Annotated in this window: 25 protein-coding genes; 19 read left to right on the forward strand and 6 right to left on the reverse strand. The window is 64.0% G+C overall.

What is annotated here, in order from left to right; all coding sequences use genetic code 11:
• Positions 1-94: 94 nt before the first annotated feature.
• The 3 genes from AC1X6S_RS06985 (at position 95) to AC1X6S_RS06995 (ending at position 2,498) form a co-directional block, all read left to right on the forward strand.
• The gene (locus AC1X6S_RS06985) at positions 95-670 is read left to right on the forward strand and encodes a TRAP transporter small permease (RefSeq protein WP_483405043.1); all 576 of its coding nucleotides are present in this window, start codon (positions 95-97) and stop codon (positions 668-670) included.
• A gap of 3 nt (positions 671-673) precedes the next feature.
• Positions 674-1,954 carry a TRAP transporter large permease gene (locus tag AC1X6S_RS06990; RefSeq protein WP_483405044.1) on the forward strand — a complete coding sequence of 427 codons (1,281 nt, stop codon included), beginning with the start codon at positions 674-676 and terminating at the stop codon, positions 1,952-1,954.
• 94 nt (positions 1,955-2,048) lie between these two features.
• The gene (locus AC1X6S_RS06995; protein ID WP_483405045.1) at positions 2,049-2,498 is read left to right on the forward strand and encodes a type II 3-dehydroquinate dehydratase; all 450 of its coding nucleotides are present in this window, start codon (positions 2,049-2,051) and stop codon (positions 2,496-2,498) included.
• A gap of 47 nt (positions 2,499-2,545) precedes the next feature.
• Here AC1X6S_RS06995 and AC1X6S_RS07000 read toward each other — a convergent pair whose 3' ends face one another.
• Entirely contained in the window at positions 2,546-3,607 is a 1,062-nt protein-coding gene (locus AC1X6S_RS07000) for a Gfo/Idh/MocA family protein (protein ID WP_483405046.1), read from the reverse strand.
• A 331-nt stretch (positions 3,608-3,938) separates the two neighbouring features.
• Here AC1X6S_RS07000 and dctP point away from each other — a divergent pair, with 331 nt between their 5' ends.
• On the forward strand, positions 3,939-4,997 hold the full coding sequence (dctP, locus tag AC1X6S_RS07005; RefSeq protein WP_483405047.1) for a TRAP transporter substrate-binding protein DctP: 1,059 nt from the start codon (positions 3,939-3,941) through the stop codon (positions 4,995-4,997).
• Between the two features lie 83 nt (positions 4,998-5,080).
• Here dctP and AC1X6S_RS07010 read toward each other — a convergent pair whose 3' ends face one another.
• Both AC1X6S_RS07010 and AC1X6S_RS07015 read right to left on the reverse strand, forming a co-directional pair.
• Positions 5,081-5,839: an IclR family transcriptional regulator gene (locus tag AC1X6S_RS07010; protein WP_483405048.1), complete on the reverse strand. Its 759-nt coding sequence runs from the start codon at positions 5,837-5,839 to the stop codon at positions 5,081-5,083.
• Positions 5,840-5,845: 6 nt separating this feature from the next.
• Positions 5,846-6,604, reverse strand: coding sequence for an IclR family transcriptional regulator (locus AC1X6S_RS07015; protein ID WP_483405049.1), 759 nt, complete (start codon positions 6,602-6,604; stop codon positions 5,846-5,848).
• A 132-nt stretch (positions 6,605-6,736) separates the two neighbouring features.
• On the opposite strand from AC1X6S_RS07015, the gene AC1X6S_RS07020 reads away from it, so the two are divergent.
• The 7 genes from AC1X6S_RS07020 to AC1X6S_RS07050 all read left to right on the forward strand — a co-directional run bounded on the left by AC1X6S_RS07020 (position 6,737) and on the right by AC1X6S_RS07050 (position 13,256).
• Positions 6,737-8,581 (forward strand): bifunctional sugar phosphate isomerase/epimerase/4-hydroxyphenylpyruvate dioxygenase family protein, encoded by a 1,845-nt coding sequence (locus AC1X6S_RS07020; protein WP_483405050.1) that lies wholly within the window; start codon positions 6,737-6,739, stop codon positions 8,579-8,581.
• Positions 8,578-8,877 carry a Dabb family protein gene (locus AC1X6S_RS07025; protein ID WP_483405051.1) on the forward strand — a complete coding sequence of 100 codons (300 nt, stop codon included), beginning with the start codon at positions 8,578-8,580 and terminating at the stop codon, positions 8,875-8,877. Before AC1X6S_RS07020 ends, AC1X6S_RS07025 begins: the two co-directional genes overlap by 4 nt.
• On the forward strand, positions 8,877-9,797 hold the full coding sequence (locus tag AC1X6S_RS07030) for a shikimate dehydrogenase (RefSeq protein WP_483405052.1): 921 nt from the start codon (positions 8,877-8,879) through the stop codon (positions 9,795-9,797). Before AC1X6S_RS07025 ends, AC1X6S_RS07030 begins: the two co-directional genes overlap by 1 nt.
• Positions 9,798-9,809: 12 nt before the next feature.
• The gene (locus AC1X6S_RS07035) at positions 9,810-10,469 is read left to right on the forward strand and encodes a TetR family transcriptional regulator (protein WP_483405053.1); all 660 of its coding nucleotides are present in this window, start codon (positions 9,810-9,812) and stop codon (positions 10,467-10,469) included.
• A 137-nt stretch (positions 10,470-10,606) separates the two neighbouring features.
• Positions 10,607-11,389 carry a CoA transferase subunit A gene (locus tag AC1X6S_RS07040; RefSeq protein ID WP_483405054.1) on the forward strand — a complete coding sequence of 261 codons (783 nt, stop codon included), beginning with the start codon at positions 10,607-10,609 and terminating at the stop codon, positions 11,387-11,389.
• Positions 11,389-12,042 carry a CoA transferase subunit B gene (locus AC1X6S_RS07045; RefSeq protein WP_483405055.1) on the forward strand — a complete coding sequence of 218 codons (654 nt, stop codon included), beginning with the start codon at positions 11,389-11,391 and terminating at the stop codon, positions 12,040-12,042. Before AC1X6S_RS07040 ends, AC1X6S_RS07045 begins: the two co-directional genes overlap by 1 nt.
• A gap of 5 nt (positions 12,043-12,047) precedes the next feature.
• Positions 12,048-13,256 (forward strand): acetyl-CoA C-acetyltransferase, encoded by a 1,209-nt coding sequence (locus AC1X6S_RS07050; protein ID WP_483405878.1) that lies wholly within the window; start codon positions 12,048-12,050, stop codon positions 13,254-13,256.
• 29 nt (positions 13,257-13,285) lie between these two features.
• On the opposite strand, the gene AC1X6S_RS07055 is transcribed toward AC1X6S_RS07050, so the two are convergent.
• The gene (locus AC1X6S_RS07055) at positions 13,286-13,894 is read right to left on the reverse strand and encodes a TetR/AcrR family transcriptional regulator (protein WP_483405056.1); all 609 of its coding nucleotides are present in this window, start codon (positions 13,892-13,894) and stop codon (positions 13,286-13,288) included.
• A 109-nt stretch (positions 13,895-14,003) separates the two neighbouring features.
• On the opposite strand from AC1X6S_RS07055, the gene AC1X6S_RS07060 reads away from it, so the two are divergent.
• The 8 genes from AC1X6S_RS07060 (at position 14,004) to AC1X6S_RS07095 (ending at position 22,297) form a co-directional block, all read left to right on the forward strand.
• On the forward strand, positions 14,004-14,561 hold the full coding sequence (locus AC1X6S_RS07060) for a hypothetical protein (RefSeq protein WP_483405057.1): 558 nt from the start codon (positions 14,004-14,006) through the stop codon (positions 14,559-14,561).
• Positions 14,561-15,985: a dihydrolipoyl dehydrogenase family protein gene (locus AC1X6S_RS07065; protein WP_483405058.1), complete on the forward strand. Its 1,425-nt coding sequence runs from the start codon at positions 14,561-14,563 to the stop codon at positions 15,983-15,985. The genes AC1X6S_RS07060 and AC1X6S_RS07065 overlap by 1 nt, the downstream gene beginning before the upstream one ends.
• A 64-nt stretch (positions 15,986-16,049) precedes the next feature.
• Entirely contained in the window at positions 16,050-16,355 is a 306-nt protein-coding gene (locus AC1X6S_RS07070; protein WP_483405059.1) for an EthD family reductase, read from the forward strand.
• An 88-nt stretch (positions 16,356-16,443) separates the two neighbouring features.
• Complete coding sequence (locus tag AC1X6S_RS07075) at positions 16,444-17,742, forward strand: alpha-amylase family glycosyl hydrolase (RefSeq protein ID WP_483405060.1); 1,299 nt, start codon at positions 16,444-16,446, stop codon at positions 17,740-17,742.
• Between the two features lie 180 nt (positions 17,743-17,922).
• Positions 17,923-18,570: a DUF2291 family protein gene (locus AC1X6S_RS07080; RefSeq protein WP_483405061.1), complete on the forward strand. Its 648-nt coding sequence runs from the start codon at positions 17,923-17,925 to the stop codon at positions 18,568-18,570.
• Positions 18,567-20,117, forward strand: coding sequence for a sugar ABC transporter ATP-binding protein (locus AC1X6S_RS07085; RefSeq protein ID WP_483405062.1), 1,551 nt, complete (start codon positions 18,567-18,569; stop codon positions 20,115-20,117). Before AC1X6S_RS07080 ends, AC1X6S_RS07085 begins: the two co-directional genes overlap by 4 nt.
• Positions 20,114-21,247 (forward strand): ABC transporter permease, encoded by a 1,134-nt coding sequence (locus AC1X6S_RS07090; RefSeq protein WP_483405063.1) that lies wholly within the window; start codon positions 20,114-20,116, stop codon positions 21,245-21,247. The genes AC1X6S_RS07085 and AC1X6S_RS07090 overlap by 4 nt, the downstream gene beginning before the upstream one ends.
• A gap of 60 nt (positions 21,248-21,307) precedes the next feature.
• Complete coding sequence (locus AC1X6S_RS07095) at positions 21,308-22,297, forward strand: substrate-binding domain-containing protein (RefSeq protein WP_483405064.1); 990 nt, start codon at positions 21,308-21,310, stop codon at positions 22,295-22,297.
• A 136-nt stretch (positions 22,298-22,433) separates the two neighbouring features.
• Here AC1X6S_RS07095 and AC1X6S_RS07100 read toward each other — a convergent pair whose 3' ends face one another.
• Together AC1X6S_RS07100 and AC1X6S_RS07105 are read right to left on the reverse strand one after the other, a co-directional pair.
• Positions 22,434-23,096: a response regulator gene (locus AC1X6S_RS07100; protein ID WP_483405065.1), complete on the reverse strand. Its 663-nt coding sequence runs from the start codon at positions 23,094-23,096 to the stop codon at positions 22,434-22,436.
• On the reverse strand, positions 23,093-24,301 hold the full coding sequence (locus AC1X6S_RS07105; RefSeq protein WP_483405066.1) for a sensor histidine kinase: 1,209 nt from the start codon (positions 24,299-24,301) through the stop codon (positions 23,093-23,095). Before AC1X6S_RS07105 ends, AC1X6S_RS07100 begins: the two co-directional genes overlap by 4 nt.
• Positions 24,302-24,305 lie beyond the last annotated feature (4 nt).

The following is a 24,305-nucleotide window of genomic DNA, read 5'->3' on the forward strand; positions in this document are numbered from 1 at the left end:
CAGAGAGGTTGACCATGCTCCGTGATCCCATGTCGAGCTGCTGCGAAGGCGTCGCGCCCTCGGGCTCGTCGGCCCTTGCCGGGGCGGAGGCGGTGTGACCCAGAACGAGCCGGAGGACCCGGACCGCTCTGCGGAACCCTCCTACGTGCCCGGGACTGACGAGGCACCGTCCGATCCCGCATTCATCCGGGTGCTGTCCACAGTGGAGATCGCGGTCAGCGTCACGCTGTTCGCCCTCGTCATCATCGGCGTGATGTACCAGGTGCTCGGCCGCTATATTCCCGCGCTGGGCTGGGTGGGTGCCGGCGAACTCGCCCTCATGTCGATGGTGGCACTGACCTTCATGACCACGGGATACCTGGTCGGTCGCAACGGCCACATCGTGATCGAGGTGTTCGATCAGGTGTTGGCCGGCCGAAAACTCTTCGCTGTGCTGCGCATCATTTCCGCCCTGATCATGGTCGTCACCTGCCTGGCGCTGGCATACGAAGCATTCGTGAAACTCGAGGTGGAGTGGCTGCGGACCAGTGCCGCGATGCACATTCCACTCGGGATGCTGTACGCCTTTGCTGTCTTCGGATTCGCGTCTGCAGCAATCCATTCCGCCTGGAAGATTCCTTACGCCAACCGCCCGGAACGCAAACTCGACATTTCAGAGATGGACGGCTGATCGATGGACCTCTGGCTTTACGTACTTCTGCTTGTCGTTTTGCTGTTGCTGCGGGTACCTGTCGCCTTCGCCATGATCGCGCCAAGCCTCGCGTACTTCTACAGTCAGGGTCTCTCGCCCGGCTACGCGATCTCGTCGATTGTCAACGGAATCAACAGCTTTCCGCTGCTCGCCGTCCCCCTCTTTATCTTCGTCGGCACCGTTGCAAACCATCTCGGTATTGCGACGAGGCTCTATGACTTTGCCAAAGCGCTCCTCCCGCGGCTCCCCGGGAACCTGGCGTACGTGAACCTGGGCACTGCCATCGGCTTCTCCTGGATCAGTGGCTCGGCGCTCGCGGATGCCGCGTCCACCAGCAAGATTCAGATCCCGCAGATGCTCAAGGCTGGTTACCCCTACGGGTTCTCGGCCGGTCTGACCGCGTCCGGCTCGCTCATGAGTACCGTCATGCCGCCGAGCATCCCCGCGGTCCTCTTCGCCGCGACCGCCTCGATTTCTACTGGTGCCCTCTTCGCGGGCTCCATCCTGCCCGCTGGCCTGATGGCCGCTGGTCTCGCCGTGTACATCTTCATCTGGGTGAAGATGCACCCGGAGGTGGCGACCAGCCGGCCCTTCGATGGCGCTGCGCTCCGCAGGGCGGTAGTGCGGGTCATCGGCCCGATGCTGTTGCCGGTGATTATTCTGGGCGGCATCTTCAGCGGAATGTTCACCCCTACGGAGAGTGCGGGCATCGCTGCCGCGTACATGCTCGTGCTCGGGGTGTTCTACCGGACGCTGACGTTGCCCGTGTTCTGGCGAGCCGCCAAGGAAACCGTGGTCATCTCGGGAGGCATACTCCTGATCCTCGGAGCGTCGAACCTCATGGGCCAGGTGCTGGCGCGTGAGCAGGTGTCGCGCAACCTGGGCGAGTGGCTGACGGCGCTGACCGACAATCCCATAGTCTTCCTGTTGCTCTTGAACGGGCTCCTCATCCTTCTCGGAATCTTCCTCGAGGCGCCCCCGGTCATCCTCGTGCTGGTGCCGATCCTCATGCCCATCATCGGCGATTTCGGTATCGAGCCCGTCCATCTCGGGGTCATCATGATCCTCAACCTGATGATCGGTTCACTGACACCGCCCGTTGGAGCCGTTCTCTTCGTCGTCGGCTCGATCACCCGAAGGCCGATGGGTGAACTCTTCCGCGGCATCCTGCCCTTCCTCATCCCGCTGGGTGTCGTGCTTCTGTTGCTGACGGTGTTCCCGTGGATCGTGACGATAGTTCCGACCTGGCTCGGTTTGCTGTGATGCACGGGATGTTGGTGAGCGCGTCCATGGCACGCGCGATCGTCGGCCAGACGAACAGAAACGGGGCATCCGTGCTCCTGGAAAGGAACCCGCTGTGACCCGCAAGCTGTACGTCCTGAACGGCCCAAATCTCAACATGCTCGGTCGGAGGCAGCCGGAACTGTACGGCACCACCTCCCTGGATGATGTTCGGACAAACTGCGGCAGAGTCGCCGATGAGCTCGGATTCGAGCTGGTCTTCGAGCAGTCCAACGCCGAGTATCAGATCGTCGAGTGGCTTCACCAGGCGTATCGCGAGAAGGCGGCCGTCGTGATCAACCCGGCAGGGCTCAGCTTCGGTTCTGTGCCTGTGCTTGACGCTCTGCTGATCATGGATACCCCCGTCGTCGAAATCCACATCACCAACATTCACGGCCGCGACGAGGCCCATCGGCATTCGCTCACATCAACCGCGGCGCGCGCGGTGATCGCGGGCGCTGGCGTGTTCGGGTATGAACTCGCCATCCGTGCGGCAGACCGGCTGACAGCGGTCGACGGTGCCTGAGTCTGCACCGCGAGCGGCTGGCATTACCGCCCTGGTGACGGGCGGCGCTATGCGCCCTGGCGCGCCGCTCTGAACTGCGCCACGTCAACCGTTTCGTGACGCTCAGCTGCCAACGCCGACGCCTCGACCAGGGCGAGCGTTCGCGACGCATCCTCCGCAGAAACCAGCGGCTCAGCGCCCCTGACCACCTCGACAAAGTGCGCGAGCTGGGCGTGGAATGAAACGTGCGGGGCTGCGTGAAGGTAAGTGCGGGAGAGAGGTGAATGCCAGTCGGCGGCGACACCGGCCGCATACGAGTACCTGGCGAGATTCGGTACGGACAGCGCGCCGGTCGTGCCAACCAGCTGGTAGGCGACCCCATCGGGCAGGAAGGGGAATTCGGCGGTGTCCTCTGTTGATTGATCCCAGCCCCACGGAGAGACGCCGGCATCAGAGGCGAGGAAACTGCCGAGGGCACCATTGGTGAACCGCAGGTTCACCACGACAGTGTCTTCGACCTCGTGACCGCGGATGTGCGAACTCGTGATCGCCTGGACAGCGCTCACTTCCCCGCACAGGTACCGCAGCAGATCGAGGTCATGCACGAGATTGATGAGCATCACGCCCGCCCCACTCTCGCGGTGCCACGGCGCATCCGTGAAGTAGCTCGCTTCCTTCCGCGCGGACCAGATGCCGTTAACGCCGACGAGCTGCCCGATTTCGCCATCGTCGAGGGCTGAGCGGGCGCGAGCGACCGCGGGATGGTGCCGCCGGTGGTGCCCAACGAGTAGCCGGCCGTCGAGGCGTTCAACCGCATCGACGAGCCGAAGGGACTCTGCATAGTTCACGGCGACGGGCTTCTCGAGCAGCACGGCAACACCCTCGGAGAGACATTGAATCGCTGTCTCGACGTGAAGCGTGTTCGGATTCGCGATGATGACGGCATCGAGCGACTCGGCTTTGAGCATGGCGCGCGCGTCCGCGTACGTCGGGCACCCGAATGCCCCATCGGTCAGCAGCGGATCGGCGACAGCCGTCAATTCGGTGTTCGCTCGACGGCGAATGAACTCGACATGCTGGCGTCCCATGAACCCGGCACCGACAACGCCGATGCGAACTGGGTCAGACACCGCAGGCGGCACGAACACTCCTCTGTCATCGTCAATTCGGCCGGTCTCGCACAGCGTATGCCAGCATGAGTCGTCATGTGCGACATGTTCCACTCACCGGCGCTGCGTCGGCTTTCACCGCCGCCGGCGCCGTGTTCCATTCGCCGGGACGTCGCTTTACGTATGGACCCGGCTGGACGAAAGTCGGCATTGCCACAGGGCCGCTTCATTGGCTGCGTGGTCGATGATGTCCTCAGCGTGACGGGGGCTCGTCGATCCAACGCCATTGCGTCCGACCCCGAACGGACCATTACCCAGAGCACGAAGACGTGCCGAAAAAGAGGAGAGTCACATGGGCACAGCAGCCCGATCGACGCGTCGAGGCCTGATGGCCGCGTCCGTGCTCGCAGTCACAACGCTCGCCGTCACCGGCTGCGCCGGCGGCGGCACCCCGGAAAGCACCACCGAAGCGACCGGTTCGGAGAACGAAGCGGTCACGATCACCGTTGCAACCAGCCAGAACGAGCAGACACCGAACTACTACTGCGGGGTCGAGTTGCTGAAGGAACGGCTCGAAGACGCGGATATCGGACTGACCGTTGAGCTGTACCCGGCGAGCCAGCTCGGGCCAGACGCCGACCGGTTCCCGCTCGTCCAGGCTGGCGACATCGACATCGACCTGCAGGGTGCCTCTGCACTCAGCTCTACTTTTGAGCCGATCGGTGTCGTCGATGCGGCGTACGCGTTTGATGACGTCGACCACGCCTTCGACTGGACCGATAACGGGTCGGAGGACCTGTTCTCGTCGTTCCAGGAGGCAACAGGCGTCAGCATCGTTGACGGGTGGTACTTCGGTAACCGCACATTCACCACGAAGGATATTGAGATCCGCAGCCCAGAGGACCTCGCCGGAGTTCCGATCCGTTTCCCGAACTCACCGGCCTTCCTCGCGAACGCCGAGGCTCTTGGAGTGGACAACCCCGTCTCGGTAGCTGTTGAAGAGGTTTACACCGCGCTCCAGCAGGGGATCGCCGTCGGCCAGGAGAACCCGATCGTCGCAACCCGCTCATCGAGCTACGACGAGGTGTTGAACGTTGCTGTTCTCAACAACCACAACATCGGCATCCACTGGATCCTCGTCAGCGACAAGACCTACGAGAAGATGAGTGAGGAGCAGGCCGCGCTGCTCGAGGAGACCATCCACGAGATCCGCCCCGAGAACCGCGACTGCGTTGACGAGGCGACCGAAGAGATCCTCGACGAGTGGCGGGCTGACGACAACTTCACGGTGATCGAGACTGAGGACATCGACATGGACGCATTCATCAGCGAATCCGAGTCCTACTTCGGGAACTACTTCTCCGGAGAGACCCTCGAAGCCTATGAGGCAATTCGGGAGATGGCCGACTAAGCCGGACTCCGGCGGCGGATGCTGGACCGCCAGCGAACTGGGTGGCTGCACATCGCAGCCACCCAGTTTTCGTTTGTCCGGTGTCAGCGGCCGGTTCCGAGGCGGCGGCTCACGTTCGCGGCTGTAGCGCGAACCGCGGGAACCAGCCGGTCGATGTCCAGTTCCTCGACTGACCCGGCGATGGAAACCGCGGCGACAGGAACGGAGCCGTAGCCGAGGACAGGACTCGCTACGCCGGCGCTGTCACTTGCGTACTCTTCGAGCTCAGTCGCTGTCCGGGTTTTCCGTGTCTCCGTGAGTTCCCTGAGGAATAGAGCCGGATCGCAGATTGTGCGAGGTGTGAACGGCTGGAGTCCATCGCGCATCACTTCCGCAACCACGGCCTGCGACGCGAAGGCGAGCATCGCTTTGCCCGGCGCCGTCGCGTGAGCCGGACGTCGCGCCCCGATCCGCTCCATCGGGTGGGCGCTCTGCGCCCCGCGGATCACCGCAACGAACACGACATCTGTTCTGTCCAGCACCGTCAGCTGGACGTTCCGCCCGGTGGCCAGCCTCAGGTCGTTCAATAGTGGGAGCGCGATTTCCCGGAGCTTCCGCGGTCTGCTGACCGTCTGACCGAGCTCGAAGAGCCGGACACCCAGGAACAGTTTGCTTCCCTCTCGGTCGAGAAATCGCTGGCTGACCAGCTCGGCCACGATCCTCGACACCGTCGACTTCGGAAGGTTGGCGCGCCGGGCAAGCTCGGAAACACCCATGCCGTCGCCGTGTTCGCCGAATGCGTCAAAGATCGCGGTGACGCGATCGAGAACGCTCACGGTCGAGGTCCAGTCGGCGTTTCGCATGGGATGTCAGGCCGCCGTGAGCCGACGGGTCAGTGCCACACCAGCGGCCCGCACCAGCGGCGCCACCTGCTCCGGATCCATTGCCCCGCTCGGTCCCGCGATCGAGATCGCGCCAAGGACAACCCGGTCAGCAGAGATTACGGGTGTCGCAACAGCGAGAATTCCCGGATACGCCACCCCTCTGTCCGTGGCTACGACGGTCGCGCGCACCTGACTCAGTTCCTCTCTGAACTGATCGGCGGCGCCGTCGATGAGCGGGGCTGTTGCCCGGTCCACAACAGCGCTGTCCGCACAAAACGCCAGATATGCCTTGCCGCTGGCTGTCTTGACAGCTGGCGATCGCATCCCAGCCCTCGTCGGCAACATGGGGAGCCGCCCGGCCACCGCGGCCAGTGAGATCATGTCGGTGCCCTGATATACCCAGAGGCCGACGCGTTCGCCGGTGAGCTCAACAAGCTCCCGAATCACGGGTGCGGCGGCTGCGAGCAGCCGGCGGGGGAGACCGGCGCGTGCGCCAAGCTCAAAGAGTCGGAGGCCCAGCGTTACCCCCTCCTCGGTGCGCTCGAGATAACGTTGCTCCACCAGTTCCGCGACCAGACGGGACACCGTGGATTTCGGCATGCCGGTCAGCTCGGCCAATCCGGTGATGGACGGGCTGGAATCAGCTTCCTTGACGGCGTTGAGAATCGCGACGATGCGTTCGAGCACCGGCGCTGACGTACTGCCGGACCCCGCTGGGGTGTTCCACTCGGCGAAACTCATCATTGAACGTCTCCTTAGAGCGGGTTAGATCATCCTTGACCGCCTGCTGCGGTCGAACGTACTAGTTAGTACCTTTTTCCGCAAGCAATTCTGAGAGTCGCTCGGGCCACGCTCCCGGTGCCCGCTGGAGGCAACATGCGAACATCGATCGCCACCGTCTGCCTCAGCGGCACGCTCGACCGGAAGCTCGCTGCCGCCAGCGAAGCCGGGTTCGACGGCGTGGAGATATTCGAGCCTGATCTCATCGCGTCGCCCGACTCTCCCGAGGCCATCAGGGCGCGAGCCGTCGAGCTCGGGCTGTCGCTCGACCTCTATCAGCCGTTTCGGGATTTTGAAGGGGTGGGACCTGACCTGCTCGAGCACAACCTGCGACGAGCGGGGGCGAAGTTCACGCTCATGAATCGTCTTGGGATCGAGACGATGCTGTTGTGCAGCAATGTCGGGACAGCGCGAAGCGGTGATGAGCAGCTCGCGGCCACGCAGCTGCGCGTGCTTGGGGAGCTCGCGGAACGCTTTGGTGTGCGCGTTGCGTATGAGGCGCTGGCCTGGGGGCGGTTCGTCGACGATTATGAGCAGGCCGCCCGGATCGTGCGCCTCGCGGATCACCCGCGGGTCGGGGTGTGCCTCGACAGTTTCCACATCCTGTCGCGAGGGCACGACCCGCAGGCTATTGAGACGATTCCTGCCGACAAGATATTCTTCGTCCAGTTGGCCGACGCACCGATCCTGTCGATGGACGTGCTTTCGTGGAGCCGACACCACAGGCTCTTCCCCGGTGAGGGCGGGTTCGACCTCGCCGCATTCATGGGGCACCTGGTGAGGACGGGCTACGACGGGCCGATCTCGCTCGAGATTTTCAACGACACGTTCCGCCAGTCGGATGCCGCGTCGACAGCCGTCGATGCCCGACGCTCGTTGCGATTGCTCGAGGACGAAACCCGGGCCTGGCTTGGGCGGTCATCACGCGGACGCACCGAGCAAATGACGGCAAGGCCTCTCCCGGTCGTCGAGCCCCCAGCCGATATCAACTATGTGGAGTTGCGCACCGATGCGATGGACGAGATGCGCACACTTCTCGCGCAGCTCGGTTTCGCTGCGCACGGCCGTCACCGTACGAAGAACGTCGAGCTTTGGTCGCAGGGCGCCGCGCGAATGGTGCTCGGCAGGCCTGAATCGCAACCGCCGCCACCGACCGTCGCGGGAATTGGATTATCCGTCAGTGATCCGGATGCTGCGCTCCGGCGGGCAACTGATTTGTTCGCACCCGAGATCCACCGATGGGAGGGTCCGGGTGACGAGTCGCTCGTCGGGGTGAGGGCGCCGGATGGATCGGAGGTCTTTTTCGGTCTGGAGGGCAGCTCGGAACCGAAGTGGGTTCGGGAGTTCCCTGTCCCCAACCGGCCGGGGGCTGAGCTCATCGAGCGGGTTGACCACATCAATCTCGCTCAACCGTGGCAGCACTTCGATGCCGGGGTACTTTTCTTCCACTCGGTGCTTGACCTGCGTTCGCAGCCGTCGATGGAAGTGGCCGCACCGGTGGGCCTCGTGCGCAGCCAGGTGCTTCGCGCGGCGGACGGTGTCGTGCGCATCGCGCTCAACCTGGTGCCGTCCGGCGCGCACGACGATGCGATCCTTCCGCAGCACATTGCCTTCGCTTCCACCGATGTTCTCGCTCTGGCGCGCCAGGCGCGAGAACGAGGGTTCCACCCTCTCGACATCCCGGCCAATTACTACGACGACATCGAGGCTCGGTACGACATGGACGCGTCGCTGCTCACAGAGCTCAAAGAACTCAACGTCATGTACGACCGTGACGAGGCCGGGGAGTTCCTCCACTTCTATACCCAGGCGATCGGGACTGTCTTTCTCGAGGTGGTCGAGCGTCGCGAGGGTTACGAGGGGTACGGAGCGCTCAACGCGCCCGTCCGTCTCGCCGCCCAGTATCAGCAGCGCCGTGAAGCGGAAGGTGTTCCGGCGTGATCCGCCACGTCGCCGTTTTCCGGTTCGTGCCGGAGTTCACCGCAGACGAACGGGAACACTGGATGGCTCTGCTGCGCGCTCTGCCCGCGCAGATCCCCTCGCTGCGAAGCATGAGCGTCGGTGTTGACCTGGTCGGCGGTGCGTCATCCCACGACCTTGCGATCGTCGCGGATTTCGATGACCTTGAGGGACTTGACTCGTACACTCGTCATCCGGCGCACGCTGAAGTTCTCAGAATCTCCGCCGGCGTCAAGGCTTCGCTTGCCACAGTCGACTTTGAAATCCCGGAAAGCTGATGGACACCCGGCGGCCCGCCAGGCCCGGGCAGGCCAGTGGCGGCTACCTCGTTGGATTGATCGGTGCTGGAATTTCGGCGTCGTTTACCCCCAGGCTGCACGAGGTCGAGGCAGCGGCACTCGGTCTCGACTACGAATACCGCATTCTTGACCTCATCGCGCTTGGCAAGCAGGCGGGGGATGTTGGGGCGTTGCTCGCCGATGCACGCAGCCGCAATTTCTCGGCAATGAATATCACCCACCCCTGCAAGCAGCTGGTGCTCGATGTCGTCGACGAGCTGGACCCGAGGGCAGAACAGCTGGGCGCGGTCAATCTCGTCGTTTTCGAGGACGAGAAACTGGTCGGCTATAACACCGACTGGATCGGTTACCGCGACGGCCTGGTCGCTGGGCTGCCTGGCGCGTCGCTCGAGCGTGTTGTGCAGATCGGCTGTGGCGGTGCAGGGGCGGCGACCGCCTATGCGCTCCTCTCGAGCGGTGTCACACGGCTCGACCTGTTCGACGTCGACGGGGCCCGCGCGAAGGACATCGCGGAGCGCATGCGCTCCCACTTCCCGTCGCAGATCATCGAAACTGTCCCGCACCACGATCTCGAGGTGATGATCACCAGAGCCGACGGAGTGGTCCACGCGACCCCGATGGGGATGCTCCATCATCCGGGTGTGGCGTTCGACGTCGATCTCCTCCGCGACGGCGCATGGGTTTCAGACGTTGTCTACCGCCCCCTGGAGACGGATCTCATCCGCCGGGCGGTGGAGCGGGGTCATCCGGTGCTCGATGGAGGCCGAATGGCCGTCGGACAGGCCTACGCTAGCCTTCAGATCATCACGGGCCACGAGCCCAACCGGGAAAGGATGGAGGAGCACTTTCGCTCCCTCATTCGACAAGAAGCACCCTCGGGTCCGCCCGCCGGAGGGTGAAGAAGGCAGAACATGGCTGAGGAGTTGCGCGAGGGTCAGGACGGCGGGTCGACGCTGCGCGCTGAGCGGACGAAGGAAGACATTCTCCACGTTGCGACGGCAGAGTTCGCGGCGAACGGGTACGCCGGGGCGCGAGTCGACGAGATCGCCGCGCGGACCCGAACGACCAAGCGAATGATCTACTACTACTTCGCCTCCAAGGAAGGACTGTATCTTCGGGTGCTGGAGCGCGTGTACGCCCAGATTCGCCAGGTGGAGCGCGGGGTGCAAATCGATGAGCTCACGCCGGGAGAGGCGTTGCGCAAACTGGCTGAAGCGACGTTCGACCACCACACGACGCATGAAGAGTTCATCCAGCTCGTCAGCATCGAGAACATCCACCGCGCTGAGCATCTCCTGCAGTCACCGACGATTCTCCGGGAGAACGCCACAGCTATCACCGTGCTCGAGAGCGTCATCCGGCGTGGGGTCAGCGAAGGTGTCTTCCGTGACGACGTCGACGCGCTCGACGTGCACATGATCATCAGTGCATACGCGTGCTTCCACGTCGCCAACCGGCACACGTTCGCGGCGATCTTCGACCGCGACATGCTCGACCCGGGCCTTCGAGCACCCCATCGGCGCCTCATCGGCGACATGGTCGTGTCCACCATGACGTCGGAGCAGGTCTGACCGCCGCTGTTCCACTGAATGGAATGCGAGGTACGGCGAGGAAGACGACGGTAGAGGATGGGCTTCAACCCTCCGACCAGAGAGACGCACCATGCCCAAATCCCCGAGCGCTCGCCCCGGCTGTGGGGAACATCCCCGTGGATAAGACTGTCGAAACGGTGAGCCTGGCCGTCGCGGATATCCCGACAGGCTCATCGCTGGCGGTGGGCGGATTCGGGTTGTCTGGTGTTCCCATCTCGCTGATCCGTGCCTTGCTCGCCCAGGGGTCGAGCGAACTCGAGGTGGTGTCGAACAACTGTGGGGTCGACGGGTGGGGGCTTGGTGAACTGCTGGCCGCTGGTCGCATCCGTCGCGTCATTGCCAGCTACATCGGGGAGAACAGGGAATTCGCTCGCCAGTACCTGTCGGGTGAACTCGATGTCGAACTCACCCCACAGGGAACTCTCGCCGAACGACTCCGCGCGGGTGGCGTTGGCATTCCCGCCTTCTACACCGCTACCGGGGCAGGGACCGCCGTTTCCGACGGCGGGATGCCGATCAGGTATGCCGCTGACGGCACAGTGGCGGTAATGAGCGATCCGAAGGAAACCCGCACGCTCGACGCGTTCGAGACCACCAGGGAATACGTTCTCGAGACCGCGATACGCACCGACTTCGGTCTGGTTCGCGCCGCGGTCGGCGACCGCCACGGAAACCTGCGCTTCGAAAAGGCGGCGCGAAACTTCAATCCGCTTGCGGGCATGGCTGGACGTGTCACCATCGCCGAGGTGGATGAGCTGGTCGAGCCGGGAGAACTTGGCCCTGACGACATCCATCTTCCCGGTATCTACGTCGACCGGATCGTGCAGCTCACTCCCACCCAGGCATCTGACCTGCCGATTGAGAAGGTCACCGTGCGGAGCAGGGAAAGGTCGAACTGATGCCGCGCACACGCGACGAAATGGCGGCAAGGGCCGCCGAAGAGCTGATCGACGGCAGCTACGTGAATCTCGGTATTGGACTGCCAACGCTCATCCCCAACCACTTGCCCGATGGCATCCATGTCGTCCTGCATTCCGAGAACGGAATACTCGGCGTCGGCCCGTATCCGTGGGAGGGGGAGGAAGACCCGAAGCTCATCAATGCGGGCAAGGAGACGGTGACGGTCCTTCCCGGTGCCAGCTACTTCGACTCGGCCGCCAGTTTCGGCATGATCCGCGGCGGACGGGTCACGACCGCGGTACTCGGAGCGATGCAGGTATCCGCCGGCGGCGACATTGCGAACTGGGCAGTCCCGGGCAAGATGGTCAAGGGGATGGGCGGGGCGATGGACCTCGTCAACGGCGCCGAGCGGGTCATCGTGGTGATGGATCACGTCGCGAAGGATGGGTCGCCGAAGATCGTGCCTGAGTGCACGCTTCCACTCACGGGCCGGGCATGCATCGACCGCATCATCACCGATCTCGCGGTTATCGACGTCACAGCGGACGGACTGGTTCTCCGTGAACTCGCACCGGGCGTGACCGTCGGGCAGGTGACCGAAGCGACGGCAGCACCGCTGACGATTGACCCGGAAGTGAAGGAAGCATCGTGAGTGCCATGCGTGAGGTCGTGATCTGCTCGCCCCTCCGCACCCCGGTCGGGCGAATGGGAGGGGCGCTGGCGCCCCTCAGCGCTCTGGAACTCGCCACAACCGTTCTCCGGGCGCTCCTCGAACGAACCGGCGTGGAACCCGGAGCAATCAACGGGGTGATCGGTGCCCAAAGCTACCCGACCATGGAGGCACCGGCCTTCGGACGGGTCGCAGCGCTCGATTCAGGTTTTCCGACCACGACCGGCGGTTACCAACTTGACCGGCGGTGTGGGAGTGGCCTGCAAGCCGTGATGAACGCCGCGATGGAAGTGCAGACCGGCGTCAGCGACGCCGTGGTCGCGCTCGGGGTGGAGTCCATGTCGAACGCTCCGTTTTACACCGAGGAGGGACGACGGGGTGCTCCCCGCGGTGGGTACTTCTTCCGCGACGCCCTCGCGCGCGGCCGTGAGACTGTCGGTGGCCGTTTTTACCCGACACCGGACGGAAACGTCGGAACCGCCGAAACCCTCCGCGCCGAGTACGGTATCGGGCGCGACGCTCAGGATGCTTTGGCACTCCGGTCACACCAGCGCGCTGTCCAGGCGCAGGCATCAGGTGCGTTTGACGCGGAGATCGTTCCCGTGACGGTGCCCGGCCGGCGAGGTGACATTGTCGTCGATCGCGACGAGCATCCTCGCGCCGATTCGACACTGGACGCGCTCGCGGCGCTCACTCCTCTCCTGGCGAAGAAGGATCCGGATGCGACGGTGACGGCCGGTAATGCGAGTGGCCAGAATGACGCTGCCGCTGCCTGCATCGTCACCACACCAGAGCACGCGAGGGTGCTCGGACTCGTGCCGGCCCTTCGCCTTCGATCCTGGGCTGTCGCCGGGGTCGACCCCCGGCGGTTCGGGATCGCTCCGGTGCCGGCAACAGAGCTGGCACTCGCGCGAGCCGGACTCGGTTTGGCTGACCTCGATGTCATCGAGCTCAACGAGGCTTTCGCGGTGCAGGTGCTCGCCTGCCTGGCTGACTGGGGTATCGATGCCGAGGACCAGCGCCTCAATCCGCGCGGCAGTGGAATCTCGATCGGTCACCCGATTGCCGCAACAGGCATCCGCATGCTCGCCACCCTCGCGAACGAGCTGTCCGACCTGGACGGCACTCTGGCCCTCGAGACCATGTGTATCGGTGGTGGGCAGGCGCTCGCCGCGGTGTTCGAACGGGTCGGCTGACCCGCGATGGGCGCGGTTTCCGTTCCAGGTCAGTTCGGTATGCGTGCGGCCACGATGACCGCGGCATAAGCCACTCGCAACCTCCCGGCGATCTCCTCGGGGTCGCTGAGGTAGCCATTGACCATGGCGCCGTCCCGCAGCATCATCAGTTGACCGCCGATAGTGTCGGGGTCGCTGGCGCCAGCGTCCGCCGCGATGGCGGTGAACAGCTCGAGGGTCCACCTTCGGTGCGCATCGACAACGACTCTGACGGGGTCACCCGGGTCGGCGATCTCCGCGGCCGCGTTGATGAACGGGCATCCCCTGAATCCCGGCATGCAACTCGCCGATCCGATGATCTCCGCAATGTTCTCAAGCGCATGCGCAGGGTCTGACTGAGCCCGAGCAGAGGTGAGTGCCTCCCGCTCTCCTGAGGCCTGCCGCTCGAGATAGGCAACAACCAGGTCGGTCTTGGTTTTGAAGTGGCGATAGAACGTGACCTTCGTGATCCCCGCCTGCTCAATGATCCGGTCGGCGCTCGTTCCGCGGATGCTGTTCGCATAGATCAACTCGGTCGCGGCATCCAGGATGCGAGCACGCGTGGCGTCGCCCCGCCGGCTACCGGTCACCCCAGGCGTCATCGGCGTTGTTTCACCCACGGTGCTCCCTTTTTTGAACGTTTTGCTTGCGTTGCTGTCGGTAACGACTCTAGAGTGTCCATTGTAGGGGTACTAGTTCGTCTACATAAACTCTGTGAAAGGAATTCTGGTGACAACCATCGACACCCGTGCGGCCGTGCCTCTTGCGAGGACACTGCGCCGGGTCTATTTCTCCCGCTTCGGTTTTGCCCTTGTCTGGGCACTGCTGCTGGCGTTTGTGGCTCCGAACGCGGCGCCACTCCTCACGGTTCTCGTGATCATTTACCCGCTGGTTGACGCGTTCTCCGTGTTGACCGAGCTGCGGGCGGCTGGAACAACGTCACGGTCCCGGGCCAGCGAAATCATCAACATCGTCAGCAGTGTGCTGGCCGCCGTTGCCCTTGGCTGGGCCTCGCTCGTGTCTCCAGGCGCGGTACTCGCGGTATGGGGCGTGTGGGCGGTGCTTTCGGGCGCCTCGCAATTGGTGACCGGCCTGATTCGCCGCAAGCTCGGTGGCCAGGTGCCGCTGATCGTCAGCGGCGGTTTGTCGGTCCTGGTTGGTTTCGCGTTCCTCGCTCAGGGACTTGGCGGATCCACCATGGTGACCTCAATCGCTGGCTACGCGACCCTGGGCGGCGTGCTCTTCCTGATTTCCGCCATCCGCCTGACTCGCTCGGTGCGTGCCTGATGGCCGGCGCATTCGAGGGGTCCGTCCCTGACTACGACCTGATCGTGATCGGGGCAGGCCCCGTCGGAGAAAACGTGGCTGATTACGCCGCGAAGCGTGGCATCCGGGTCGCGATCGTGGAATCGGAACTCGTCGGTGGTGAATGTTCCTACTGGGCGTGCATGCCTTCCAAGGCGCTGCTGCGCAGCGGGCACGTTCTTCGTGCCGCCCAGCGACTGGAGGGCACTCGGCAGGCGGTCACCGGTGAACTGGATGTTCCGGCGGTTCTTGCCCGCAGGAACACGTTCACGAGCGAGTGGAAGGATGACGGCCAGGTCGACTGGTTGAACTCCGCCGGTATCGATCTGATCCGGGGTCACGCTCGCCTCACCGGCGCACGCACCCTCGACGTGAACGGCCGGAACTACACAGCGAGGGCCGTCGCGGTCGCGACAGGTTCCGTTCCCGTGTTGCCCGACATCGCGGGGCTCGCCGCGGCAAACCCGTGGGGAACCCGCGAAGCGACCAGTGCGTCGACCGCTCCGGCCCGGCTGCTGGTGCTCGGCGGAGGTGTCGCCGGCACCGAACTCGCCACAGCCTGGGCCTCTCTCGGCTCCGACGTGACTCTTCTGTCACGGGGTCCTCTTCTGGAACGCGAAGAACCCCTTGCTGGGGAACTCGTCACGAAGGCTCTCGGGGAGATGGGTGTCGACGTGCGCATCGGCGTCAGTCCGACGGGTGTTCACCGCGACGAGGCCGGCGTTGTAACGACCACACTCGACGACGGCAGCACGGTGGTGACGGACGAAATCCTCATCTCCACTGGCCGCCGCCCGAACACCCTCGACCTCGGCGTCGACGCGGTCGGCTTCACCCCCGGAGAGAAGCTGAGCGTCGATGACACCATGCTCGTCACGGGCACCGACTGGCTCTACGCCGTCGGTGACGTGAACGGACGCGCGCTCCTCACGCATCAGGGCAAGTACCAGGCCCGCGCCGCGGGCGAGGTTATCGCTGCCAGGCTCGGCGGCAGCGACGTGCATGATGCTCCCTGGGGCAGCCACGTCGCAACCGCTGATGACGCGGCCGTGCCGCACGTGATCTTTACCGATCCCGAGGTTGCCGGAGTCGGCCTTACCGAAGCGCAAGCGCGCGCTCGCGGAATGAATGTGAAAGTCGTGGAATACGACCTCGGCTGGGTTGCGGGAGCGAAATTGCACGCCGATGGTTACGAAGGCCACGCGAAACTCGTCATCGATGAGGACCGCCACATCGTCGCCGGGGCGACCTTCGTCGGTCAGGATGTCGCAGACCTGCTGCACTCGGCAACCATTGCGATTGTCGGTGAAGTCCCGATCGACCGGCTCTGGCACGCCGTTCCCTCCTATCCCACCATCAGCGAGGTCTGGCTCCGACTCCTCGAAACCTACGGTCGGCCGAACTGAGCCTGCCCCAACCCAACGAGCAAACACCCAAACGAACACAAACCCACTGGAAGGAAAGAAGCAAATGCCCACGAAGATCACCATCATCATCGATAACCCCGCCGACGCGGACGCGTTTGAAGCGGGTTACCCCGAGATCGTCTCGCTGGCCCAGCAACTCCCAGGGCTGCGCCGCACGGAGTCCGCGAAGGTCTGGCCCAAGGAAGACGGAACTCCCACGCCGTCGCATCGCACCCTCGACCTGTACTTCGACAGTTACGACGATGCCTCAGCCGCTGTCGCTACACCCGCCGCTGGCGAGTTCTTCCAGCGGCTTGTGGGCACAGGAACACCCTTCACCGGGCTCTTCTCCGACATCGAAACGGTCTAGAGCATTCACGACCGCGCCCGACGCACCCGCGTCGGGCGCGGTCGCCCGCATTTCTCAGGGGCCCACCCCGAGCGGGTATCGTCAAGTAATGAGCCAAACGTCAGGATCCGTGACAGCCCACACCGGACCCGAATGGGTGGACCACGTGATCTGGTGGCGGGTGTATCCGCTGGGGTTCGTCGGCGCATTTCCCGAGACAGACGCTGGGCCTGCAACAGCGGATGAACACCGGTTGCTCCGCCTGATCCCGTGGCTCGACCATGTCATCGAACTCGGCGCGTCGGGAATCGCACTCGGACCTATTTTCGCGTCGTCGACGCACGGGTACGACACCACCGACCACTTCAGCATCGACCCTCGCCTCGGCACCCATGAGGACTTCGCAGCCCTCGTCGGTGAGGCGCGCGCACGAGGCCTCCGCGTCCAGCTCGACGGCGTCTTCAACCACGTCGGACGCGAGCACCCGCTCGTTGCGCAGGACTCAGAGGCGCTGAAGCGAACCAGCGACGGGGGCCTGGTCGCGTTCGAGGGCCACGACGCCCTGGTTGAACTCGACCCGGCGCAGCCGGAGACCAGACGCCTCGTCGTCGACGTGATGCGGCACTGGCTCGACCGGGGTGCTGATGCATGGCGGCTGGATGCCGCGTACCGGCTGCCGACAGACTTCTGGGCGGCAGTTCTGCCCGAGGTGCGCCGTACTCATCCGGATGCCTGGTTCGAAGCCGAGGTGATCCACGGTGAGTACGCCGCGTTCGTCAGCGAGGGAACCGTCGACAGCGTCACCCAGTACGAGCTGTGGAAGGCGATCTGGTCGAGCATCGACGAGGGCAATCTCTGGGAGCTGGCCTGGGCGCTCGGCCGCCACAATGAAATGCTCAGCTCGTTTGTTCCGACGACCTTCATCGGAAACCACGACGTCACCCGGATCGCATCCGCGATCACGGATGCCCGTCATCACCCGCACGCGATCGTGCTGCTGGCCACGCTCGGGGGAACTCCGACGGTCTACGCCGGTGACGAGTGGGGTTTCCGCGGGGTGAAGGAGGAGCGCGCCGGCGGTGATGACGTCATTCGCCCGGAGTTCCCGATTGACGGTCCCGCCTCGGTGTCGGTCGTCGACCCCGCGATCGAGCCGCTCTACCAGGAGCTTCTTGGCCTGCGGCGGCGCCACCCGTGGCTTCACCGCGCCACGACCGCGGAACCGCGCGCTCTCAGCAATGAGCACCTCGAGGTCGATGTGGTCTGGGAGGGGGAGAGCCTCACTGTCGCCCTGAACCTCGGCGATGACACGTTCCCACTCGTTGAAGGCGGTGTACTGGCTGCGGATCCGGCAACGCGGGAGACCCCGGGACGGCTCGCGGCGCACGGGTGGGCCATCGTCGGCTGAGGTAGTGGCTTCCGGCGTCAGCGCCGTTATCGAAGCGGATTCAGGCAAACCGGTTGACCAAAACGACTCCTGTGGGAGAGGATGGGCACGCCGTGAAGTAACCGAAAATAACGCAGCATCCTCAATGTCGAGTGACCTGTCGCCACTGCATGAGACACCTGACCCGCAAAGGAGCGGTTAATGTCCCTCACCGCACCACGTCGTCGCCTTTATGTGAGACTCGCAGGCGTTGTGCTGTCTATCGCCGTGATCGTGGCTGCGATAACCAGCACGCGGGTTCTGTCGATCGACGCGGCCGCAGAAGCCTCGCAAGCGGGCGCCTTCGAACCCGACGAGTACGCTGCCGAGCATTTCGAGGAGGACATCGCTCCGGCGATCAGCGACGACGCGGTGGATCTCGCAACGCTCCTCGGTGAACTCGCGGCAGGAGCTGACGAAGCGGACTTCGGGAACACCGCCGGGTCGTCCAGCGCCTATTCATACCCGGTCACGTTTACCGGAATCGCCGGTGCACCCAACGGATCGATCCTGCCGGTCACTGTCGACGGGCTCCCCGAGGGAACAGTCGTGCAGGTCCAGATCGGCCCGGCCATCAATGGCACAGCGATTCGGGATGCCACGGGGACCGTCAAGTTCAACGACTTCACCAACCAGCTCGAGTTTCAGGAAGTCGCGACCGCGCTCAACACCCTCGTCAAGGAGCAAGTGCTCGCCGATGTCGACCCCGCAGTCCTCGAGGGCAAGACCGTCACGGTGACCGGTGCGTTCACCAGGGTGAACCCGGCACTTGTCTCGGTCGTTCCGGTGAAATTTGAGGTGGGGCAATGAGCGACAACGACGTTGTGATGCGCGCCATCGGAATCACGAAAAGCTACGGGGCCACCCGGGCACTCAAAGGTGTCGATTTTTCGATTCGACGAGGGGCCGTCACCGTGCTGTTCGGTGAGAACGGAGCGGGTAAATCAACGCTGATGAAGATCCTCAGCGGCGTCGAGTCCCCGACATCCGGCACCCTCGAGCTCGACGGTGAACCGTTGCGCCTCCGAGACACCGTCGATGCGGCATCCAGAGGTATCGCGATCATCCACCAGGAACTGAGCCTCGCCCCCAACCTCAATGTTCGAGACAACATCTACATGGGACGTGAGAGCACCAGAGGTGGTGTTGTGATCGATTACGGTGCGGAGAACGCGACAACCGCGCGGCTGATGACGCGGCTCGAGGAGCGGCTCGACCCTCGGACTCTTGTCGGAGACCTCCGTCTTGGCCAGCAACAGGTGGTTGAGATTGCCCGGGCGCTCGCCGGAAATGCGCGGGTGCTGATCATGGACGAACCGACCTCCGCGCTGAGCGGAAGCGAGGTCGAGGTGCTGTTCAAACTGATCCGCGAACTGACCGCCGAGAACGTCGCCATCGTCTACATCTCACACCACCTCGAAGAGGCGCTCGAGATTGCAGACCACGCCGTAGTGTTCCGCGATGGCGATCTTGTAGCCACAGGCGACCGCGCCGAGATCGACCTCGGCTGGGTCATCTCGAACATGGTTGGCCGGGACGTTGGCGACCTGTCACCGGATCTCCTCGAGGAGTTCGGCGAGCCAGTTCTCGAACTGGAGAACATTGTCATCGCCGATCCGTCCAACCCGGCGCGCCTGGCCGTCGACGACCTCTCCCTCTCTGTCCGCGCCGGCGAGGTGGTATGCCTCTACGGGCTGATGGGAGCCGGCCGCACGGAGCTCCTGGAAGCACTCGCCGGGCGCATCCCGATCCAATCCGGAACAGTTCGGCTGAAGGGGCGGGTGATCCAGGGAGAATCTGTCGCCGAGCGCATCGCACTCGGACTCGCGCTCGTGCCCGAGGACCGGCAGCGCGACGGTCTGGTTCAAACCATGTCGGTAGGTGAGAACGCATCGCTGGCGAATCTGCTTGCTTTCGTCAAAGGGATTGTCCTGGACCGACGCAGCGAACGCGCCAGCATCGACAAGGTGGTCTCGGATGTCCGCGTCAAAACGTCGGGTCCCAATGCCGCTATCTCCTCGTTGTCGGGTGGAAACCAGCAGAAGGTCGTGATCTCCAAAATCCTCATGACAGAGCCGGAGGTGATCCTGCTCGACGAACCGTCCCGAGGCATAGATGTGGGAGCGAAGGCGGAGATCTTCGGACTCATGGCGCGTGAGGCAAAACGCGGCCTTGGAGTCCTCTTCGCCACGTCCGAGGTCGGGGAAGCCCTCGGCGTCTCCAACCGTGTGATCGTGCTCTCGAAGGGCCGCATCGTCGGCGAGTTCGATCCGAAACACACAGACCGAGAAGGCCTGATGGTGGCCTCAGGCGAATCAACCGAAGCTGCGAAACCAGAGAACGGACTCGTGAAGTGACTGCAACCACAACGGGCATGCGTCCGTCGACCGACGGCGGTGGGCCCGGCAATCGAGACAACGGCGCTGGAAAGCGACAAATCGACTACCTCGGGATCCTTCTCGAGGGGCGCGCGTTCATCGCTCTCATTGTCCTGATCATCATTTTCGCGCTGCTCTCCGATTCCTTCCTGACGTTCAACAACCTGTTGACCATGACCAAACACGTCGCATACAACGCGATTCTTGCGCTCGGCATGCTCTTCGTCATACTCAAGGGCGGCATCGACCTCTCCGTCGGTTCCACAGTGGGGCTGTCCGGTGTCGTCGCCGGTGTGCTGCTGCAGGGGTGGCAGCTTGATGCCTTCGGCGTCGTTGTGTACCCGCCTGTGTGGGTCGTGGTCCTCTGCTCACTCGCCGTCGGCACCCTGGTCGGTTATGTCAACGGTTTGCTCGTGACGAAGTTCAACGTCGCACCCTTCATCGCGACCCTCGGGATGTTATACGTCGCGCGCGGTGCCGCGCTGCTCATTTCAAACGGCTCCACCTATCCGCGCCTTGGCGGGGAGGAAGCCCTGGGAAACACAGGCTTCAACATCATCGGCGGCGGCCGTCTTCTTGGCATTCCGACCGCCATCTGGATCATGGTCGTTTTCGCCCTCGTCGCCGCTTTTGTTCTCAAGAGCACGCCGTTCGGTCGCTGGGTCTACGCCACCGGAGGGAATGAGCGTGCCGCTGAACTCTCGGGTGTGCCGGTGCGTCAGGTCAAATTGCGCGTCTACATGATCAGTGGATTCTGCGCGGCGACAACCGGTCTCATCATCTCCTCTGAGCTGACGAGCGCTGCTCCCCAGCTCGGGGAATCATTCGAGCTCAACGCCATCGCGGCTGTGGTCATCGGTGGCGCCGCGCTGACAGGTGGCCGAGGAAACGTACGCGGCGTGCTCATCGGCGCCTTCGTCATCGGTTTTCTCAGTGACGGACTCGTGATCGTCGGTGTTTCCACCTTCTGGCAGATCACCATCAAGGGTGCCGTGATCATCCTCGCCGTGATGCTGGACCAGGCTCAACAGCGGATCAAGCGGTCGAAGAACGCGGCTCTTGCCGCCGGCAACCACGCTGAACCGGCATCGGCCCCAACCACGCCCTGACGAGACCCCACACCGCGGTGGGTGCACCGCGGCACACCAAGAAAACGAAAGGCTGAAGCAATGAAGCGACAGATTCTGACGGCGACAATCGCAGTGCTCGCCATCGTCGGCCTGGCCGGTTGTTCAGGCGGCTCAGGGGGCTCCGGCAGTTCCGGGGACTCCGGCAATGGTTCCGGCGAGGCCGGTGGCCTCATCGCCATCATCACTCCGGCACAGGAGAACCCTTTCTTCAAGGCAGAGGCGGATGCCGCCAAGGCAGAAGCGGAGGAGCTCGGATACGAGACGTCCGTCGCGTCCCACGACGACGACCCGAATAAGCAAAGCGAACTCATCGACTCGGCCATCAGCAAGGGTGCCAAAGCGATCATCCTCGACAACGCGGGAGCTGACGCATCGATCGGTCCCATCACCAAAGCCGAGGAAGCGGGGGTTCCCGTCTTCCTCATCGACCGGGAGATCAACGAGAACGGAATTGCCAAGGCTCAGATCGTTGCCAACAACGCTCAGGGCGCGGCCGCCGTTGCCGAGTCGTTCGTCGCTGCCCTTCCCGATGGTGGGAAGTACATCGAACTGACCGGCAAAGAGTCAGACACCAACGCCGGTGTGCGGTCGGAGGCCTTCGCGAGCGTGATCTCCCAGTACCCGAACCTGGTGCCAGCGGCGAAAGAAACTGCCAACTGGAACCAGGACGAGGCGTTCCAGAAGGTCGAGACGCTGCTGCAGCGTGATCCCAACATCCAGGGGATCATCGCCGGGAACGACACGATGGCGCTCGGTGCCGTTGCGGCCGTCGAGGCTGCAGGGCTGCTCGACAAGATCAAGATCGTCGGCTTCGACGGCAGCCCCGACGCGGTGCAGGCCATCAAGGACGGCAAGCTCGTTGCGACCGGCCTGCAGCCGGCGGTGCTTATTTCGCAAATGGCCGTTCAGCAGGCTGACGAGTTCATCCGCACTGGTGAGACCGGTGCTGAAGAGAAACAGTCCATCGATTGCGTTGTGATCGATGCCAACAACGCCGAGCAGTACACGAGTTTCGCGCTCGAGGACTAGCTCGGAGCGGCGCAGGGCGATCGGTGGGCTCGCACGAGTCCGCCGATCGCTTACCGCGGGGATCGGCACGTCGTGCGAGCGTGATGGGGCAGGCCTGGAGCAGGGAACGGTCCATCTGATTCAGCACGTCCCCGCCTTACATCCCCGACGGAGCGACACCGTTGGTGAAGGCCCACACGACGGCCTGCAGCCGGTCCCGTGCCCCGGTCTTGGTGAGGATGCCGGCGAGGTGGTATTTCACCGTCGTGAGCTCGATGAACAAACGCTCTGCGATCTCCTGGTTGGAGAGTCCCTCGCTCAGAAGCGCCAGAATTTCCAGTTCCCGGGCGGTGAGCGGCACAGAAGGCGGGGTCTGGATGCGATCCGGTCGCCTCCTTCGGTTGGCGAACTCGGAGATCACCCTTCGGGTCAGGCGCTGGTCGAGCGTTCCGTCACCGCGGGCGACGGAACGGATGGAACCGAGCAGAGTCTGCTCGTCGGCTCCTTTGAGTAGGAAGCCGGCAGCGCCAGCTTCCAGCGCTCCGAAGACGTAGTCGTCGAGATCAAACGTGGTGACGACGAGCACGCTCGTGGTGTTCGCCGGATCGGAGACGATCGCTCTCGTCGCTGAAATACCGTCGAGTCCCGGCATCCGGATATCCATGCAGATCACGTCCGGGTGCTGCTCCTTCGCGAGCGCAACGGCCTCATAGCCGTCCTTCGCCTCACCGACCACCTGGATGTCCTCCTCCTGGTCGAGGATCACGGACAGGCCGGCCCGCACGATGGCCTGGTCGTCGGCAATGGCAACGGTAATCATGACTGCACTCCGTCGTAGGGGATCTCGAGGGTGTTCGCCCAGCCGGCGTCGGGGCTCGGCCCGGTTGTGAGCCTCGCGCCGATCAGGTCGGCGCGTTCCGCCATGCCGACGAGGCCGAACCGGGGCCGGGAGTCCACCTCCTGGGCCACAGCCCGCGAACCCGGCCCGTTCCGCACGGTCACGCGCAGGGCATTCTCGCCGTAATCCACCTCGACGGTGCGAGGCGACCCGGGTGCGTGCCTGGCGGCGTTTGCGAGGGATTCCTGCACCATCCGGTAGACGGTGATGCCGGTGAGCGGGCCGATATCGACCGGAGTACCGGATTCCGACAGCGACACAGGGCTTCCCGCGGCGGATGCCTCGGCAATGAGTCCCGGCAGCTGCTCGATTGACGGAACGGGGGCGAGCGAACCCTCTCCGTCGGCGCGGAGCAGGCCGACCGTCTGGCGAAGGTTATTCAGCGTGGTTCGAGCGTCACTCTGAACGCGGCGGATGTATTCACCAGCGCGGTCCGGATCCGTCGCCCGCAACGCGTCAGCGGCCTGGGCGCTGACGATGATGCCCGTCAGGTGGTGGGCGGCGATGTCGTGTAGTTCCCGTGCCATGAGTGCGCGCTCCTCACGCACGGCATCCTGCGCCAGACGTTCTCTTTCTCTCTCGGCGGCATCCGCCCGTTCACGCAACGCCTCAACGAGCCTGGCGCGACCGTCGACGACCTCGGCAAGGATCACCGGCAGGCCGAACGTGAGAGCCGCACGCAGTAATGCGAACGGCAGCGCCAGCTCGCCGGGCACTTCGAGGCTGGACTGCACGGTGACGATCGTGACGATGACGGATGCCACAGCGATGGCAGCGGGAAGCAGGTAATGGGAGGCCTCGCGGCGCTCGCGGGTATACGAATACACGGCGATGATGACCGCGAAGGTGCCGGTGCTCGCCTCTCCGGAAGAGATGAGCAGCATCAGGACATCGAGCGCCGACGTAGCGATGAGTACGACAACGGGGACGCGGTACCGCCCCAGCAGGGTCGCCGCCTGGGCGAGCACGATCACGCCGGGAAGCCAGGGGTATCTCTGGCCGGCGGACTCGCTGTCGATAACTGCCACCCCGATCACGTAGCCGATGCCGAGGAGAGCCGTCAGCACAACGGGAGTACCCCGCCAGAGCGCGTTGCGAACGCTGCTCTGACGGGGTGGTGTGGTCATCCGA

The organism is Mycetocola sp. Y442 (genome assembly GCF_056898615.1).

Bases quoted from the DNA above. Each gene is read 5' to 3' on its own strand.
- AC1X6S_RS07050 (WP_483405878.1), top strand. From the start codon at position 12,048: ATGCGTGAGGTCGTGATCTGCTCGCCCCTCCGCACCCCGGTCGGGCGA.
- AC1X6S_RS06990 (WP_483405044.1), top strand. From the start codon at position 674: ATGGACCTCTGGCTTTACGTACTTCTGCTTGTCGTTTTGCTGTTGCTG.
- AC1X6S_RS07105 (WP_483405066.1), bottom strand. From the start codon at position 24,301: ATGACCACACCACCCCGTCAGAGCAGCGTTCGCAACGCGCTCTGGCGG.
- AC1X6S_RS07095 (WP_483405064.1), top strand. From the start codon at position 21,308: ATGAAGCGACAGATTCTGACGGCGACAATCGCAGTGCTCGCCATCGTC.
- AC1X6S_RS07020 (WP_483405050.1), top strand. From the start codon at position 6,737: ATGCGAACATCGATCGCCACCGTCTGCCTCAGCGGCACGCTCGACCGG.
- AC1X6S_RS07085 (WP_483405062.1), top strand. From the start codon at position 18,567: ATGAGCGACAACGACGTTGTGATGCGCGCCATCGGAATCACGAAAAGC.
- AC1X6S_RS07075 (WP_483405060.1), top strand. From the start codon at position 16,444: ATGAGCCAAACGTCAGGATCCGTGACAGCCCACACCGGACCCGAATGG.
- AC1X6S_RS07010 (WP_483405048.1), bottom strand. From the start codon at position 5,839: ATGCGAAACGCCGACTGGACCTCGACCGTGAGCGTTCTCGATCGCGTC.
- dctP (WP_483405047.1), top strand. From the start codon at position 3,939: ATGGGCACAGCAGCCCGATCGACGCGTCGAGGCCTGATGGCCGCGTCC.
- AC1X6S_RS07100 (WP_483405065.1), bottom strand. From the start codon at position 23,096: ATGATTACCGTTGCCATTGCCGACGACCAGGCCATCGTGCGGGCCGGC.
- AC1X6S_RS07070 (WP_483405059.1), top strand. From the start codon at position 16,050: ATGCCCACGAAGATCACCATCATCATCGATAACCCCGCCGACGCGGAC.
- AC1X6S_RS07045 (WP_483405055.1), top strand. From the start codon at position 11,389: ATGCCGCGCACACGCGACGAAATGGCGGCAAGGGCCGCCGAAGAGCTG.
- AC1X6S_RS07030 (WP_483405052.1), top strand. From the start codon at position 8,877: ATGGACACCCGGCGGCCCGCCAGGCCCGGGCAGGCCAGTGGCGGCTAC.
- AC1X6S_RS07080 (WP_483405061.1), top strand. From the start codon at position 17,923: ATGTCCCTCACCGCACCACGTCGTCGCCTTTATGTGAGACTCGCAGGC.
- AC1X6S_RS07015 (WP_483405049.1), bottom strand. From the start codon at position 6,604: ATGATGAGTTTCGCCGAGTGGAACACCCCAGCGGGGTCCGGCAGTACG.
- AC1X6S_RS07035 (WP_483405053.1), top strand. From the start codon at position 9,810: ATGGCTGAGGAGTTGCGCGAGGGTCAGGACGGCGGGTCGACGCTGCGC.
- AC1X6S_RS07065 (WP_483405058.1), top strand. From the start codon at position 14,561: ATGGCCGGCGCATTCGAGGGGTCCGTCCCTGACTACGACCTGATCGTG.